Genomic DNA, 16,647 nt, shown 5'->3' with positions numbered 1-16,647 from the left:
AACGAAGGAGTTTCTGTGCAAGCAAACCAGAATCGCGGCAGGTTCCTGAAAGTCACCCATCGAGTTCTGCTGGCACTGGCGTTCGTCGTCGCCAGCCTCGGCATCTCGGTGGCGATGCCCGCCCCTGCCGCGCAGGCTGCCACCACCACGATGTGTTCGTCCAGCCCGGTGCCTGCCGGCTGGGTGGTCACCAGCGCGAAGAGGGACTCGGCCAACTGCGGCACCGGTCTCCTCTACTGGATCACCAATGATCTCCGCAATGGGATGCTCATCTGCTCCGCCACCCATGTGCCCGCGGGCTGGGTCGTCACCAGGTCCCAGACGGTTCCCGCGGACTGCGGTCCCCACCTGAACTACTGGATCACCAGCGCCATGTACAACGGCATGCTCATCTGCTCGGCCACCCGGGTGCCGGCGGGCTGGCTGGTCACCAGGTCCCAGACGGTTCCCGCGGACTGTGGTGCCCATCTGAACTACTGGATCACCAACCAGCTGACCAACGGTATGCACATCTGCTCGGCGACCCCCGTGCCGGCGGGCTGGGTGGTCACCAGGTCACAGACCGATCCGCTCAACTGTGGTGCCCACCTGAGCTACTGGATCACCAACCAGCTGACCAACGGTATGCACATCTGCTCGGCGACCCCCGTGCCGGCGGGCTGGGTGGTCACCAGGTCACAGACCGATCCGCTCAACTGCGGCCCTCACCTGAGCTACTGGATCACCAGGTTGGCCTGACCCCCCACCTTCGGGCAGCGGCTGAGACCGTCGGGGCCGTCTCGTGAAATGCCCACGAGGCGGCCCCGGCATCGTCCACCGGCCACCGTCGGCGGGCAGTGACGATCGACGACTCGGCCCGACGGTGGAACGTCCGGAGGGAAGCTCCGACGAGGCTCGGCGGGCGGCCTACTCGGGCACCCGGCGGTAGGCGCCGTCGCTGGCCGAGGTCGCCATCGAGGCGTACGCGCGCAGCGCCGCGGACACCGGCCGCTGCCGGTCGACCGGGGTGTACGGCCGGTCACGCTTCTCCTGCGCGATCCGGCGGGCCTGGAGCACGTCGGGGGCCACGTCCAGCTCGACCGAGCGGGCCGGGATGTCGATGACGATCTCGTCGCCGGTCTCGACGAGGGCGATCAGGCCGCCGGAGGCCGCCTCCGGTGAGACGTGCCCGATGGACAGCCCCGAGGTGCCGCCGGAGAAGCGCCCGTCGGTGAGCAGCGCGCAGGAACGGCCCAGCCCCCGGCCCTTGAGGAACGAGGTGGGGTAGAGCATCTCCTGCATGCCGGGGCCGCCCTTCGGCCCCTCGTAGCGGATCACCACCACGTCGCCGGCGACGATGCGCTTGTTGAGGATCGCCTCGACGGCGTCGTCCTGCGACTCGTAGACCTTGGCCGGGCCCCGGAAGGTCAGGCACTCCTCGGGCACCCCGGCGGTCTTCACCACGCAGCCCTCCGGGGCCAGGTTGCCGTGCAGGATGGCCAGCCCGCCGTCGGCGCTGTAGGCGTGGGCGAGGTCCCGTACGCAGCCGGTGGCCGCGTCGGTGTCCAGCGAGGACCAGCGGTTGGTGGTGGAGAACGGCTCGGTGGTGCGCACCCCGCCCGGGGCGGCGTGGAACAGCTCGACCGCCTCCGCCGTCGCCGAACCGCCCCGGACGTCCCAGTCGGCGAGCCAGCGCTGAAGGCTGGGGGAGTGCACCGCGTGCACGTCGCGGTGCAGCAGGCCGGCCCGGTCCAGTTCGCCGAGGATGGCCGGGATTCCGCCGGCCCGGTGCACGTCCTCCATGTGGTACTGCGGGGAGTTCGGGGCGACCTTGGCCAGACAGGGCACCCGGCGGGAGACGGCGTCGATGTCCGCGACGCCGAAGTCCAGCTCGGCCTCGCGGGCGGCGGCGAGCAGGTGCAGGATCGTGTTGGTCGAGCCGCCCATCGCCACGTCCAGGGCGACCGCGTTCTCGAACGCGGCGCGGCTGGCGATCGCGCGGGGCAGCACGGCGGCGTCGTCGCCGTCGTACCACCGCTTGGCGATCTCCACGGCGGTGCGGCCGGCCTCGACGAACAGCGACCGGCGTGCGGCGTGGGTCGCCAGCGTCGAGCCGTTGCCCGGCAGCGCCAGGCCGATCGCCTCGGTGAGGCAGTTCATCGAGTTGGCGGTGAACATGCCGGAGCAGGAGCCGCAGGTGGGGCAGGCCGACCGCTCGATCTCGCCGAGCTGGTCGTCGGTGACCGCCTCGTTGGAGGAGGCGATCATGGCGTCGATCAGGTCGATCTTGGAGTGCACGACGCCCTCGATCGCGACGGTCTTGCCGGCCTCCATCGGCCCGCCGGAGACGAAGACGGTGGGGATGTTCAGCCGCAGGGCGGCCAGCAGCATGCCCGGAGTGATCTTGTCGCAGTTGGAGATGCAGACCAGGGCGTCGGCGCAGTGGGCGTTGACCATGTACTCCACCGCGTCGGCGATCAGCTCGCGGCTGGGCAGGGAGTAGAGCATGCCGCCGTGGCCCATGGCGATGCCGTCGTCCACGGCGATGGTGTTGAACTCGCGGCCCACCCCGCCCGCCTCGGCCACCGCCTCGGCGACCAGGCCGCCCATGTCCTTGAGATGCACGTGACCGGGGACGAACTGGGTGAAGCTGTTGGCGACGGCGACGATCGGCTTGCCGAAGTCGTCGTCGGTCATCCCGGTGGCCCGCCACAGGGCCCGGGCGCCGGCCATCGTCCGACCGTGCGTGGAGGTCTTCGACCGCAGCTCAGGCATGCCCACCAGTGTGACACCGTCGCTGCGGCGGCCGGCCGCCGTACGCGCCGTGTCCCAAAGGATGCACACCCGGGCTCCCGCAGGGGGCGCGCATCCGGCACAGTTGGCACGTGCAGTTCCCCCCGGGCATGGTCGCGGTCGCGGTGCTGTGCGGGCTGGTCGCCGCGGTGGCCGCCACGCTGTCGGCCGCCGACGCCCGGCGTCGCCCGGGGCCGCACCGGCAGGCGTACGCCCTGCTCGCCGCCGCGTCGGGGGTGGCGCTGGTGACCCTGCTGCTCGGGGTGGCCGTGGCGCTCTCCACCGCCGGGCACACGGGGCACGCCGTGCAGCGGAGTACCGGCTGGGCCGGCGTCGTGTCGATCGGCACGGCGGCGACGGGGCTGCTCTTCTCCACCGGGCTGCTCCGGCTGCCCGGCGTGGCCGCCACGGCGGCGGCCACCGCCCGGCTGGCGCTCGACGGCCTGGTGATGGCGGCGGCGTTCTGGTTCGTGGGCTGGGTGCTCTTCTCCGAGCCCACCCGACTGCTCGGCGACGCCACCCCGGCGGCCTGCGCGCCGATCCTGCTCGCCACGGTCAGCGCGGCCCTGACCGCCGGGATCGCCCTGATCGTGGCCTTCCGTGCCCCGCCGCCGCGCGGTCCCGCCGCCTGGCTCGGCACCGGGGCAACCGCCGTGACTTGCGGCGGGCTGGGCATCGCCACCGGCCTCTGCCAGGCCGGGCCGGGCGTCGCGCTGGTCGGGGCGGGGGTGCTCGCCGCCGGCCTGGTCGCCGCCGCGTGGGCCGCCCGGGGGCTGGACGCGGCGGCCCGGCCGGCGGCCGACCTGATCCGCCGCGACGGCGCGTACGCGTTCGTGCCGATGTTCGCGATGGCCGCCTCGGCGATGTACCACCTGCTCCAGGACGGGCGGTTCGACGCGCTCGGCATCGTCGCCGGCAGCATGGAGGGCTTCGCCCTGGTGACCCGGCAGTACCTGACGCTGCACGACGTGCGCGGCTACGCGCGGCGGCTGGCCGAGCGCGAGGCGCACTTCCGCGAGCTGGCGCACACCGACCAGCTGACCGGGCTGGCGAACCGGCGGGGGCTGTTGCAGGCGCTGCACCGCTGCGCCGGGGTTGGCGCCCCCTGCGTGCTGCTCGGGCTCGACCTCGACGGCTTCAAGCACGTCAACGACATGCGGGGCCACGACGTGGGCGACGCGGTGCTGGCCGAGGTGGGCGGGCGGCTGCGCGCCAACCTGCGCCCCGGTGACGTGGCGGCCCGCCTCGGCGGTGACGAGTTCGCGGTGCTGATGCACGGCCACCCCGCCGACGCGGACCGGGTCGCCGAGCGCCTGCTCGGGGTGCTCGGGCACGCCTACGACCAGCCGGAGGGGCCGGTCTTCCTGTCGGTGAGCATCGGGGTGGCCGGCTGGGCCGGGGAGCCCGACGTGGAGCTGCTGCTGCGCCACGCCGACCTGGCGCTGCGCTACGCCAAGCAGCGCGGCAAGAACCGCATCGAACGCTACGACGCCGCGTACGACGAGCTGCTGCGCCGACGCACGACGCTGGAGCACGAGCTGCGCGGCGCGATCGAGCGCGACGAGCTGCGTCTGGTGTTCCAGCCGGTGGCCTCGCTGCCCTCGGTGCGCCCGGTCGGCGCGGAGGCGCTGCTGCGCTGGCGTCATCCGGTGCTGGGCAACGTCGGCCCGGACGAGTTCATCCCGCTGGCCGAGGAGTGCGGGATGATCGCCAAGCTGGGCGCCTGGGTGCTGCACCAGGCCTGCCACCAGCTCTCCCGCTGGCTGGCCGACGGCCACGACGTCTGGGTCTCGGTCAACGTGTCCCCCCGCGAGCTGCACGCCCCGGCGTACGTGGTCCAGGTCGCCGAGGCGCTGCGCGCCCACCACGTGCCGCCGCAGCGGCTGGTGCTGGAGGTCACCGAGCACGCCGTCGCGACGGACCTGGACGAGCTGATCCGGCGGTTGACGGCGCTGCGGGCAACCGGTGTCCGGATCGCGCTGGACGACTTCGGCGCCGGCTACTCCTCGCTGGGGCAGCTACGCCGCCTGCCGATCGACATCCTCAAGATCGATCACGGGCTGGTCGCGGAGCACGAGCCGGTGCGGCCGGTGGACAGGGACGGCCCGGCGTTCGCGCCGATGGTCGACATCGTCATGCGCCTCGGCCACCAGCTCGGCCTGGAGGTCGTCGCCGAGGGGGTGACCACGCCGACGGAGCTGGCCGCCGTGGTGGCCGCCGGCTGCCGGTTCGGCCAGGGGGCGCTCTTCGGCTGGGGCGTTCCCGCCGAGCACCTGGAGGCGATGCTGGACGCGGCCACGTCGCCGGGGGCCCGACCCGCCCCGGCCGCCGCCCCGGCCGGCCCGCCCGCTTCGCCGCCGCCCCGGCGGCTGCCGAGGCTGCCCGCCCCGCGCCCCTTCGAGCAGGGGTCCGCGCAGGTGGAGCGGGGTTCCTAGGCACCCCGGACGGGTGAGATCCGCTGGCCCGTCAACCAGCATGTGGGATCAGTTGACTCATCGCGTGAGATGCGTCAGGCTTGACCGCATGTCGTCGTACCGGTCGCTGCGAGTACTTACCTGAGCGCACTCTCCCGCCGAGAGTGCGCTGGCCCCGTGCATCCTGCACGAGGGCTTTTTTGTTGCCGTCGGACCCATCGACGCCGGGCAGCGCCCGCGTCACCCGCTCGAACCGCCGCACCCACTCCAGCCGAAGGCCTGAACCGCCATGACGAGACCCACGCCAGAGACCCTCGCCCACTCCGCCCGCCGGGCCCGCACGGTCGCCGAGCCCGCGAGCGACGCCGAGTCCGCCGGCGCCGTCCGCGCCGCCGCCTCCCCGGCCGTTCCGGGGGTACGCACGCCCGCCCCGGCCGAGGTCAGCGGCGCCGGTTCCCTCGTGCGGTCGCTTGAGGCGCTCGGCGTCGACGTCGTCTTCGGCATCCCGGGTGGCGCCATCCTGCCGGCGTACGACCCGCTCTACGACTCCACCGTCCGGCACATCCTGGTCCGCCACGAGCAGGGCGCCGGGCACGCGGCGACGGGCTACGCCCAGGCGACCGGCCGGGTGGGGGTCTGCATGGCCACCTCCGGTCCCGGCGCGACGAACCTGGTCACCCCGATCGCCGACGCGTACATGGACTCGGTGCCGATCGTGGCCATCACCGGTCAGGTCGCGCGCCCCTCGATCGGTACGGACGCCTTCCAGGAGGCCGACATCCAGGGCATCACCCTGCCGATCACCAAGCACAACTTCCTGGTGCAGGAGCCCGAGGAGATTCCCCGGGTGCTGGCCGAGGCGTTCCACCTGGCCGCCACCGGCCGCCCCGGCCCGGTCCTGGTCGACATCCCCAAGGACGTCCTCCAGGCGCACACCACGTTCACCTGGCCGCCGACGCTGGACCTGCCCGGCTACCGGCCGACCCTGCACCCGCACGGCAAGCAGATCCGCGAGGCGGCCCGGTTGATGGCCACCGCCCGGCGCCCGGTGCTCTACGTCGGCGGCGGCGTGCTCAAGGCCGGCGCCACGGAGGGGCTGCGCCGGCTGGCCGAGCTGACCGGGATCCCGGTCGTCACCACGCTGATGGCGCTCGGCGCGTTCCCCGACTCGCACCCGCAGCACCTGGGCATGCCGGGCATGCACGGCACGGTCGCCGCGGTCTACGGCCTGCAGAAGGCCGACCTGATCGTGGCCCTGGGCGCCCGCTTCGACGACCGGGTCACCGGCAAGCTGGACTCGTTCGCCCCGGACGCGGCGGTGGTGCACGCCGACATCGACCCGGCCGAGATCGGCAAGAACCGGCACGCGGACGTGCCGATCGTCGGTGACGCCCGGCACGTCGTCGACGAGCTGATCGCGGCGGTGGGCACCGAGCAGGCGGCCGGCCGGCGGGCCGACCTCGCCGACTGGTGGACCCAGCTCGACGACCTGCGCAAGCGGTACCCGCTGGGCTACGAGGACCCGGCCGACGGAACCCTCTCCCCGCAGCACGTGATCAAGCGGCTCGGCGAGCTGGTCGGGCCGGACGCGATCTACGTGGCGGGGGTGGGCCAGCACCAGATGTGGGCCTCGCAGTTCATCTCCTACGAGAAGCCGTACACCTGGCTGAACTCCGGCGGCCTCGGCACGATGGGCTACGCGGTGCCGGCGGCGATGGGCGCCAAGGTCGGCAAGCCCGACACGGTGGTGTGGGCGGTCGACGGCGACGGGTGCTTCCAGATGACCAACCAGGAGCTGGCCACCTGCGCGCTGGAGGGCATCCCGGTCAAGATCGCCGTGATCAACAACGGCAACCTCGGCATGGTGCGGCAGTGGCAGACCCTGTTCTACGGGGAGCGCTACTCGAACACCGACCTCGGCACCCACAAGCACCGCATCCCCGACTTCGTGAAGCTGGCCGAGGCGCTCGGCTGCGTGGGGCTGCGCTGCGAGAACGCCGAGGACGTCGACCGGACCATCGCCGCCGCGATGGCCATCGACGACGCCCCGGTGGTCATCGACTTCGTCGTCGGCAAGGACGCCATGGTGTGGCCGATGGTCGCCGCCGGCACCAGCAACGACGAGATCATGTTCGCCCGGGGCGTCCGCCCGGCCTTCGACGAGGATGACATCTAGCCATGGGTGAACGCACCGAGCGCGGCGAGGGCCACGAGGACATGACGGAGGAGACGCAGTGACCATGCACACCCTGAGCGTCCTGGTGGAGAACAAGCCGGGCGTCCTGGCCCGGGTCTCCGGCCTGTTCTCCCGGCGCGGCTTCAACATCGACAGCCTCGCCGTCGGCGAGACCGAGAACCCGGACGTCTCGCGGATCACCATCGTGGTCAACGCCGAGTCGTCCCCGCTGGAGCAGGTCACCAAGCAGCTCAACAAGCTGGTCAACGTGCTCAAGATCGTCGAGCTGGACCCGCAGGTCTCGGTCGCCCGCGAACTGCTCCTGGTCAAGGTGCGCGCCGACCGCGCGGCCCGCGCCCAGGTGCTGGAGACGGTCGGCCTGTTCCGGGCCCGGGTGGTCGACGTGGCCCCGGACACGCTGACGGTCGAGGCGACCGGCACCCCGGACAAGCTCGACGCGCTGCTGCGCGACCTCGAACCCTTCGGGATCAAGGAGATGGTCCAGTCCGGGCTGGTGGCGATCGGGCGCGGCTCGCGTTCCATCACCGCCGGGCCCTCGCTCCGGGCCGCCTGACCCCGACCCGGCCGGCGCCCCGCGCGCCGGCCGGCACCGCCCGACCAGGCCGGCGCCGCGCGCCGCCTGGGACCGACACCGCACAGATCCACGACGGGCCGCCCGGGCCGCCGTACGAAAGGGAGACCATGAGCGTTGAGGTGTACTACGACGACGATGCCGACCTGGGCCTGATCCAGGGCCGCAGGGTCGCGGTGATCGGGTACGGCAGCCAGGGCCACGCCCACGCCCTGTCGCTGCGCGACTCCGGCGTCGACGTGGTGGTCGGCCTGCCGGAGGGCTCCAAGAGCCGGGCCAAGGCCGAGGAGCAGGGCCTGCGGGTGGCCACGCCGGCCGAGGCGGCGGCCGAGGCCGACGTCATCATGATCCTCGCGCCGGACACCGCCCAGCGCAGCATCTACGCCGAGTCGATCGCGCCGAACCTGGCCCCCGGCAAGGCGCTCTTCTTCGGCCACGGCTTCAACATCCGCTACGGCCTGATCAAGCCGCCGGCGGACGTCGACGTCGCGATGGTCGCGCCGAAGGGCCCGGGTCACCTGGTCCGCCGCCAGTACGCCGACGGCAAGGGCGTGCCCTGCCTGGTCGCCGTCGAGCAGGACGCCAGCGGCAGCGCCCTCGCGCTGGCCCTGTCGTACGCCAAGGGCATCGGCGGCACCCGGGCCGGCGTCATCCGGACCACCTTCACCGAGGAGACCGAGACCGACCTCTTCGGCGAGCAGGCGGTGCTCTGCGGCGGCGCGGCGGCGCTCGTGCAGACCGGCTTCGAGGTGCTCACCGAGGCGGGCTACGCCCCCGAGGTGGCCTACTTCGAGTGCCTGCACGAGCTCAAGCTGATCGTCGACCTGATGTACGAGGGCGGCATCGCGAAGATGCGCTACAGCATTTCCGACACGGCCGAGTACGGTGACCTCTCCCGTGGCCCGCGCGTCATCGACGCCCGGGTCAAGGAGGAGATGCGCAAGATCCTCAGCGAGGTCCAGTCCGGCGAGTTCGCCCGGGAGTGGGTGGCCGAGGACGAGGCCGGCCGGCCCAACTTCAGCAAGTGGCAGGCCGAGGGTGCGGCGCACCCGATCGAGGAGACCGGCCGCAAGCTGCGCGGCATGATGAGCTGGGTCGACCGCCCGATCACCGAGACCGCCTGACGCGACACCCCCGCGGCCCCACCCATGCCACCCGCCGGGCCGGCGCGGCCCACCCAAGCCCATGCGCCGGGCCGGCGCGGCCCCGGCCGCCCCGAGCCGTCAGCCGCCGCGCCGGCCCTCCCGGGTCCGGAGCCGGCCGCGCCCGCCGCCGCGAGCCGGAACGTCCCGGGACGCCCCGCCGGCGCGGGCGTCCCGTCGTGCGCCGTTCACCGGTGCGTCGTCACGCGTTGTGAGGGCACTCACCCCGCGGTCCGCGACCCGCCGGCCGGCCGGCCCCCTACGATCGCGGGTAGGTGCGTAGCCGGCACCTGACGGCCATGGCCCGGATCAGCGCAGGGCGCAGCGCGGCGTCCCGCAGCCCGGCCCACCGCTTTCGACGACAACCCGAGGACCAATGACTCCTGTCGTACTGATCGCCGAAGAACTCGCCCCCGCCGCCATCGAGGTGCTCGCCCACGACTTCGACGTCCGCCACGTCGACGGCACCGACCGTCCGGCCCTGCTCTCGGCGCTCTCCGAGGCCGACGCCGTCATCGTGCGCAGCGCCACCCAGATCGACGCCGAGGCGATCGCCGCCGCGCCCCGGCTGAAGGTCGTCGCCCGGGCGGGCGTGGGTCTGGACAACGTCGAGGTGCCGGCCGCCACCGCGCGGGGCGTCATGGTCGTCAACGCCCCCACCTCGAACATCGTCTCCGCCGCCGAGCAGGCCCTCGCGCTGCTGCTCGCCGTGGCCCGCAACACCGCCAGCGCCAGCGCCGCGCTGAAGGCGGGGGAGTGGAAGCGGTCGAAGTACACCGGCGTCGAGATCCAGGGCAAGACCGTCGGCGTCGTCGGCCTCGGGCGCATCGGCGTGCTCTTCGCCCAGCGCATCGCCGCCTTCGGCACCCGGCTGATCGCGTACGACCCCTACATCCAGCCGGCCCGCGCGGCCCAGCTCGGCGTCCGCCTGGTGGGCCTGGAGGAGCTGCTGCGGGAGAGCGACTTCATCTCGATCCACCTGCCGAAGACCCCGGAGACCGTCGGCCTGATCGGTGAGAAGGAGCTGGCCGTCGTCAAGCCGGGCGTCCGGATCGTCAACGCCGCCCGGGGCGGGCTGGTCGACGAGCAGGCGCTGGCCGACGCGATCGCCGAGGGCCGGGTCGCCGGCGCGGGCGTGGACGTCTACGCCAAGGAGCCCTGCACCTCCTCGCCGCTGTTCGCCTTCGACAACGTGGTCGCCACCCCGCACCTGGGCGCCTCCACCGGCGAGGCGCAGGACAAGGCCGGCCTGGCCGTGGCCAAGAGCGTGAAGCTGGCGTTGCAGGGCGAGTTCGTGCCGGACGCCGTGAACGTGCAGGCCGGCGGTGTCGTCGCCGAGGACGTGCGCCCGCTGCTGCCGCTGGCCGAGAAGCTCGGCCGCGCGTTCACCGCCGTCGCGGGCGGGGTCGCCGCCAGCGTGACCGTCGAGGTGCGCGGCGAGATCGCCAACCACGACGTGTCGGTGCTGAAGCTCGCCGCCACCAAGGGGCTGTTCAGCTCGGTGGTCGAGGAGCAGGTCACCTACGTCAACGCCCCGCACCTGGCCGCCGAGCGCGGTGTCGAGGTCACCCTGGTCGCCCAGACCGACACGGTCGAGCACCCCAACCTGGTCACCGTCCGCGGCGCGCTGCCCGACGGCCGTACGGTCAGCGTCTCCGGCACGGTGGCCACCGCCGGCGCCCGTGACGTGCTCAAGCTCACCGAGGTCGACGGCTTCGACGTGGAGATCGGCGCGGAGGGGATCCTGGTCTTCCTGCGCTACGCCGACCGCCCCGGCGTGGTCGGCACGGTCGGGACGCTGCTCGGCGAGGCCGGCGTCAACATCGCGGCGATGCAGGTGGCCCGCCGCGAGGCCGGCGGCGAGACCCTGATGACCCTCACCGTCGACCAGGCGCTCGGCGCGGACCTGCTCACCTCTGCTGCCGACTCGATCGGCGCGGTCGCGGCCAGCGCGGCCGACCTGCGCGACGAGTGACCTGAGCAGGCGACAGCGGGGCCCGGCGGATCCGCCGGGCCCCTTGCCGTACTCCGGGAGTGGTCAGCCGGGCAGCCGGGCCGGCGGCGGGTAGACCGAGCCGTCCTGCGCGTCGAAGAGCATCAGGTCGTACGCGCCGGCCAGCCGTTCGATGTCGAGCAGCACCTGGTCCTCGCAGGTGGGGTGCAGGTTCAGCTCGACGTGGTCGTTGGCCGCGTGCAGTGGCGTCACCGCCCACGGGGTGCCGGGACCGGCCGGCCGGTCCGGGTAGCTGCCGGTGATGGCCCGGTAGAACGCGACCACCCTCGGGTCCGGGTGCCGGTCGACGTGCTGCCCCTGCCGGCACCGCAGCACGGCCGCCCGTACGTCCTCGGGTGTCGCCCCGTCCGCCAGGGCCCACACGCTCAGATCGAAACTCACGGCGGACAGCGTGCCATCCGCCGTTCGGCGCGTCGAAATCGCCCCGCCGTCCGTTCGGAACGCTCCCCGTCGCCCGTCCGGCACGCTCCCGTCGCGACGGTCCGCAGTGGAGACCCTTGCGTTGAGTTGCGTCGATTCGCTAGCGTACCGGTGCGGTCACTGGCCGAGCTCGCGGCGTGGGCCCGTCTTCGGGTGGCGAGGTCGACGTCCGGCCGTCCGGCCCGCACCCCTCGATTGCGCGAGCCACGCGCACTCGTCGCTGACCGGCCCTCATGGTCGTTGCCGAGACCGTGGGGGCCGATCGCGCGTCCGGCCCGGCTTGCCGAGGTGACGCGTGGCCGGGCGGTGGCCGGCCCGAGAAGTGATCGTCCTCCATCGTGGCCCGGCCCCGGGCGGCCCCGGCCCCGAAGCGGCGCGGTGGGCTCAGCGGCGGTGGGCGAAGAGCGCGCGGTAGTCCGACCCGTTGCGAAACCAGGCCAGCCCGGCCGGCCCGGCGGCGTAGAGCGCGGTGGCGTAGGCGTCGGCGACGGCGAGGTCCGGCCCGACGACCGTCGCGGCGACCAGTTGGCCGGCGGGCTCCCCGGTGTGCGGGTCGACCACGTGCCCCTGCCGGCCGCTCACCCCCGAGGTGCCGACCGCGCCCGCCGTCATCTCCAGCACGAGCGGTGCCCGGTGCCGGTCCGTCGGGTGGTGCACCGCCACCCGCCACGGGCCGCCGTGCGCCGCGTGCCCGCGGACGACCAGGTCGGCGCCGGTGAGCACGGCGTAGTCGTGGACCCCGGCGGCGCGCAGCCGGGCGGCGGCCCGCTCCACCGCCCATCCGCCGAGCAGGCCGCCGGGGTCGAAGCCGCCGGGGACCGCCCAGGCGTCGAACCAGCCGTCGGTGGCCGCCCGCATCGCCGCGCAGCGGTCCACCAGGTCGGCCAGCGGTGCGTACGAGTCGGGGCTGATCTCCTCCCGGCGCAGCCGGGAGACCAGGCTCTCCGGCCGGGTCGGGCCGTAGGTGAGGTCGACGGCGCGCAGCTCCGCGACCGCGTCCCGCAACGCCTCCCCGATGCCGCGACGGCCCAGCCACTCGGGGGCGTTGAGCAGCAGCGAGAATTCGGCCGTCGAGGTGCGCACGGTGTGCTGGACGGCGATCCGGTCCTCGCCGAGGGTGCCGGACCGGTCGACGCGGTGGCTGCGGGCGCCGAGTCGCAGATCGGGCCGGCGCGGCTGGAAGGCGGACTGGTCCACCCAGCGGGTCCGTGGCTGCTGGTCGATCCGCATGACGCTGCTCCCTCGCTGACGCCGGCCGCGTCCTTGCGACCTCCGTCACGGGCCCCCGTTGACCCGCTTTCCTCCACGCTAGGCAGCGGAGATGACCTCGTCATGAATGCCACCTGGGAGGATCCTGTGCATCTTCCCTTCCCGCATCATGGAAGGTCTGTACCGGGGGGCGGGACAGCGGCGTACGGTCGACGAAACGGCGAGGCGAGGGAGCACAGGGACGTGGCACGGATCGCGGTGGTGGCCGGGGACGGGATCGGACCCGAGGTGGTCGCGCAGGCCCGCAAGGTCGTCGACGCCGTGCTGCCGGGGGTGGACGCCACCGAGTACGACCTGGGCGCCGCCCGCTGGCACCGCACCGGCGAGGTGCTGCCCGACTCGGTGCTGACCGAACTGGCCGGGCACGACGCGATCCTGCTCGGCGCCGTCGGCGACCCGACCGTCCCGCCGGGAGTGCTGGAGCGGGGGCTGCTGCTCAAGCTGCGCTTCGCCTTCGACCAGTACGTCAACCTGCGTCCGTCGCGGCTCTGGCCCGGCGTGGCCGGGCCGCTGGCCAGCGTCAAGCCCGGCGAGGTCGACCTGGTGGTGGTCCGGGAGGGCACCGAGGGCCTCTACGCCGGCGCCGGCGGCGCGCTGCACCGGGGCACCCCGGCGGAGGTCGCCACCGAGGAGAGCCTGAACACGCGGCACGGGGTGGAGCGGGTGATCCGCGACGCATTCGCCCGCGCCACGCGCCGCGAACGGCGCAAGGTCACGCTCGTGCACAAGACCAACGTGCTGACCCACGCCGGTTCGCTGTGGGCGCGGGCGTTCGAGGCCGTGGCCGCCGAGCACCCCGACGTGGCCACGGAGTACCAGCACGTGGATGCCGCCGCGATGTTCCTGGTCACCCAGCCCCAGCGCTACGACGTGGTGGTCACCGACAACCTGTTCGGCGACATCCTGACCGACATCGCCGCCGCCGTCACCGGCGGGATCGGGCTGGCCGCCAGCGGCAGCATCAACCCCGAGGGGGCGTACCCCTCGATGTTCGAGCCGGTACACGGCTCGGCGCCGGACATCGCCGGGCGTGGCGTGGCCGACCCGGTGGCGGCCGTACTCTCGGCGGCCCTGCTGCTCGACCAGCTCGGGCACGCCGACGCCGCCGCCCGGGTCACCGCCGCGGTGGGCGTGGAACTGGCCGGGCGAACCCCGGGCGCGGCACTGCGCACCGAGGAGGTCGGCGACCGGCTGGCCGGGTACGCCACCGCCTGAGGCCGCCGGTCACCCACCCCGACCACGCCGCCCGGCCGCACGTGGCCCGGCGGCGTCCGACCGTCCGGCGCTGCCGGTACGCCTGGGCGGCGCTACCCGCTGAACGACCGTTCGGGGTAAGTTTCTCGCACAAGTTTCTCGGCATGCGGACCCGTGTGCCGTATTCCCGCAGGGAGGTCAGCGCGATGAGCGGTGGTGACAAGCTCGACTTCGAGATCCGTCCGAATCCCGCGCCGGTATCCGTCGCCGACCGGGCCGCCCTGCTGGCCAACCCGGGCTTCGGCCGGGTCTTCACCGACCACATGGTCACCATCCGTTACGCCGACGGCAAGGGCTGGTACGACGCCCGGGTCGAGCCGCGGGCGCCGATCCCGATGGACCCGGCCGCCGCGGTGCTGCACTACGCGCAGGAGATCTTCGAAGGGCTGAAGGCCTACCGGACGGCCGACGGCGGGGTCACCATGTTCCGCCCGGAGGCCAACGCCGCCCGGTTCGCCACCTCCGCCCGGCGCATGGCGATGCCGCCGCTGCCCGAGGACGCGTTCGTCGAATCGCTGCGCCGGCTCGTGGAGACCGACCGGGACTGGATCCCCGAGGGCGAGGACGGCAGCCTCTACCTGCGGCCGTTCATGTTCGCCAGCGAGGTGTTCCTCGGCGTCCGGCCGGCCAACGAATACCTCTACGTGGTGATCGCCTCGCCGGTCGGCGCTTACTTCTCCGGCGGGGTGAAGCCCGTGACGGTCTGGGTCTCCCCGGACTACACCCGGGCCGCCCCGGGCGGCACCGGCGCGGCGAAGTGCGGCGGGAACTACGCCGCCTCGCTGGTGGCGCAGGCCGAGGCGATCGAGCACGGCTGCGACCAGGTGGTCTTCCTGGACGCGGTGGAACGCCGCTTCGTCGACGAACTGGGCGGCATGAACGTGTTCTTCGTCTACGACGACGGCACCGTGGTCACCCCGCCGCTGACGGGCGCGATCCTGCCCGGCATCACCCGGGAGTCGGTGCTCGCCCTGGCCGCCGGCGCCGGGCACCGGATCGAGGAGCGGCCGGTGAGCTTCGCCGACTGGCAGGCCGACGCCGCGAGCGGGCGGCTCCGCGAGGTGTTCGCCTGCGGCACCGCCGCGGTCGTCACCCCGATCGGGCAGGTGCGCTTCCCCGACGGCGAGTTCCTGGTCGGCGGTGGTGAGCCGGGCCGGGTCACGATGGCCCTGCGGCAGCAGCTCGTCGACCTCCAGCGCGGCAAGGCGGACGACCCGCACGGCTGGGTCCGTCGCATCCTCTGACCCGCCCCGGCGGTCCGTCCTCGCCGCCGGGGTCGCCGGCACGCCACCGCCGGGGCGGGCTCAGCTGAGCAGGTGCTCGCGGAGCGCGGCGAGCTGGGCGTCGGTCACCCCGGCGTGGCGCAGGTAGCCCTCGACCGAGCCGTGCGCCTGGCGCAGTTCGGCGAGGAAGAGCGTCATGGCCTCGGCGGGGCAGGTCAGCACCGGCAGGGTGTGCCCGCTCTCTCGCCCGGTGGACTCGAACCAGGCGCGGTAGCGCTCGCCGGCCTCGGTGCTCAGGGCGTAGTCGGCGGCGATCTCGTCGTCGCCGACACCGAGCACCGCGAGGGTGAGGCCACAGACGATGCCCGTGCGGTCCTTGCCGGCGACGCAGTGCACGACCACGGGGGCGTTGGCGGAGTCGGCGATCAGCCCGATCGCCTCGGCGAGCCCGGCGGTGCCGGTCCCGGCCAGGTCGGCGTACCGGTCGGCCAGGTAGCGGGCCAGGTCGGTGCCCTGACGGTAGGGCCGCTCGCCCCACTCCGCGTGCTCCGGATGGATGTTGCGCCAGGTCAGGCCGTCGAAGTGGGGGATGCGGCCGTCGCGCTCCACCTCGTACGGGCGGCGCAGGTCGATGACCGTGCGGACGCCGAGGGCGGCGAACGCCTCTCGGTCGGTGTCGTCGATGCGGTGCGGCGAGTCGGTGCGGTAGAGCCGCCCGTGGCGCACCCGGCGACCGGCGTGGCCGGCATGGCCGCCCACGTCGCGGAAGTTGAACATCGTGGCGAAGGGAATCCGGCGACCGACCTCGACAGCGTCCACGCCGACACGGTAACGGCCTCCCGCGATCCACGGGAGGCCGTCGCGCCGGTGCTGCCGGTCAGCGGGCGGTGCCGGGCGGGATGGCCGAGTACGTCTCGCCGTAGTAGCCGCCGAGCCGGTCCCGGTAGGTCGGGTCGGTGTCGGCGGTCTCGTCGTACTCCGGGGCGGCCTTGATCTGGTCCTTGCTCCGGTCGACGTGCACCTTGCGTTCGTCGTGGTCGACGTGGTTGACGGTGCCGGCCGGGACCATGACCTTGCGGCCGAAGATCCACGGGCCGGTGTCCACCACCAGGTAGCTGTCGTTGACCTCGTGGCTGGCGCTGTCGATCTTCCCGATGCCGCCGTCGGTGGCCTCCACCTTGTAGCCGACCAGGTCGGCGTCGGCCACCCTCGCGGTGTCCCGGTAGCGCCACGGGTCGAACGTGCCGGCCGGGGCGCCACCAGCGAACTCGCCCTGGCCGCCGCCGCGCAGCGGGTCCGGGCTGCCGTGGGTGCTGTGGGGGTCGAGCCTGTCCATCTGACAACTCCTGCCCCGACTGTCGCCAGTCGTCT

Annotated in this window: 13 protein-coding genes; 8 read left to right on the top strand and 5 right to left on the bottom strand. The window is 73.5% G+C overall.

Translation table 11 applies throughout. The features are described 5' to 3' along the window. Positions 1–15 precede the first annotated feature (15 nt). Positions 16–738 carry a hypothetical protein gene (locus KBX06_RS19465; protein ID WP_210837041.1) on the top strand — a complete coding sequence of 241 codons (723 nt, stop codon included), beginning with the start codon at positions 16–18 and terminating at the stop codon, positions 736–738. Positions 739–906: 168 nt separating this feature from the next. Here KBX06_RS19465 and ilvD read toward each other — a convergent pair whose 3' ends face one another. Next, positions 907–2,754, bottom strand: a complete 1,848-nt coding sequence (ilvD, locus tag KBX06_RS19460) for a dihydroxy-acid dehydratase (RefSeq protein ID WP_210837040.1) — start codon at positions 2,752–2,754, stop codon at positions 907–909. Between the two features lie 128 nt (positions 2,755–2,882). On the opposite strand from ilvD, the gene KBX06_RS19455 reads away from it, so the two are divergent. The 5 genes from KBX06_RS19455 to serA all read left to right on the top strand — a co-directional run bounded on the left by KBX06_RS19455 (position 2,883) and on the right by serA (position 11,071). Continuing rightward, entirely contained in the window at positions 2,883–5,207 is a 2,325-nt protein-coding gene (locus tag KBX06_RS19455; protein WP_247686268.1) for a bifunctional diguanylate cyclase/phosphodiesterase, read from the top strand. A gap of 268 nt (positions 5,208–5,475) precedes the next feature. After that, a complete protein-coding gene (locus tag KBX06_RS19450) occupies positions 5,476–7,362 on the top strand; it encodes an acetolactate synthase large subunit (protein WP_210837035.1) in 1,887 nt (628 codons plus the stop codon). 58 nt (positions 7,363–7,420) lie between these two features. Then, a complete protein-coding gene (ilvN, locus tag KBX06_RS19445; RefSeq protein WP_210837033.1) occupies positions 7,421–7,936 on the top strand; it encodes an acetolactate synthase small subunit in 516 nt (171 codons plus the stop codon). A 128-nt stretch (positions 7,937–8,064) separates the two neighbouring features. Continuing rightward, positions 8,065–9,078 (top strand): ketol-acid reductoisomerase, encoded by a 1,014-nt coding sequence (gene ilvC, locus KBX06_RS19440; protein ID WP_210837020.1) that lies wholly within the window; start codon positions 8,065–8,067, stop codon positions 9,076–9,078. 394 nt (positions 9,079–9,472) lie between these two features. Then, positions 9,473–11,071 (top strand): phosphoglycerate dehydrogenase, encoded by a 1,599-nt coding sequence (serA, locus tag KBX06_RS19435; RefSeq protein ID WP_101414520.1) that lies wholly within the window; start codon positions 9,473–9,475, stop codon positions 11,069–11,071. 63 nt (positions 11,072–11,134) lie between these two features. Here serA and KBX06_RS19430 read toward each other — a convergent pair whose 3' ends face one another. Then, positions 11,135–11,491 (bottom strand): hypothetical protein, encoded by a 357-nt coding sequence (locus tag KBX06_RS19430; RefSeq protein WP_210837018.1) that lies wholly within the window; start codon positions 11,489–11,491, stop codon positions 11,135–11,137. 423 nt (positions 11,492–11,914) lie between these two features. Next, on the bottom strand, positions 11,915–12,760 hold the full coding sequence (locus KBX06_RS19425) for an FAD:protein FMN transferase (RefSeq protein ID WP_210837016.1): 846 nt from the start codon (positions 12,758–12,760) through the stop codon (positions 11,915–11,917). A 222-nt stretch (positions 12,761–12,982) separates the two neighbouring features. On the opposite strand from KBX06_RS19425, the gene KBX06_RS19420 reads away from it, so the two are divergent. Beyond that, positions 12,983–14,014 (top strand): 3-isopropylmalate dehydrogenase, encoded by a 1,032-nt coding sequence (locus KBX06_RS19420; RefSeq protein WP_210837014.1) that lies wholly within the window; start codon positions 12,983–12,985, stop codon positions 14,012–14,014. 185 nt (positions 14,015–14,199) lie between these two features. After that, on the top strand, positions 14,200–15,297 hold the full coding sequence (locus KBX06_RS19415; protein WP_210837013.1) for a branched-chain amino acid aminotransferase: 1,098 nt from the start codon (positions 14,200–14,202) through the stop codon (positions 15,295–15,297). A 60-nt stretch (positions 15,298–15,357) separates the two neighbouring features. Here the strand turns inward: KBX06_RS19415 and KBX06_RS19410 are convergent, their stop codons facing one another. Beyond that, a complete protein-coding gene (locus KBX06_RS19410; protein WP_374225655.1) occupies positions 15,358–16,122 on the bottom strand; it encodes a tyrosine-protein phosphatase in 765 nt (254 codons plus the stop codon). A gap of 31 nt (positions 16,123–16,153) precedes the next feature. Next, complete coding sequence (locus tag KBX06_RS19405; protein ID WP_210837011.1) at positions 16,154–16,612, bottom strand: PRC-barrel domain containing protein; 459 nt, start codon at positions 16,610–16,612, stop codon at positions 16,154–16,156. Positions 16,613–16,647 lie beyond the last annotated feature (35 nt).

It is taken from the genome of Micromonospora sp. C31, from assembly GCF_018070575.1.
Taxonomy (GTDB): Bacteria; Actinomycetota; Actinomycetes; order Mycobacteriales; family Micromonosporaceae; genus Micromonospora.
The sequence above is the reverse complement of the archived record's forward strand: the minus strand, read 5'-3'. Positions and strand labels throughout refer to the sequence as shown.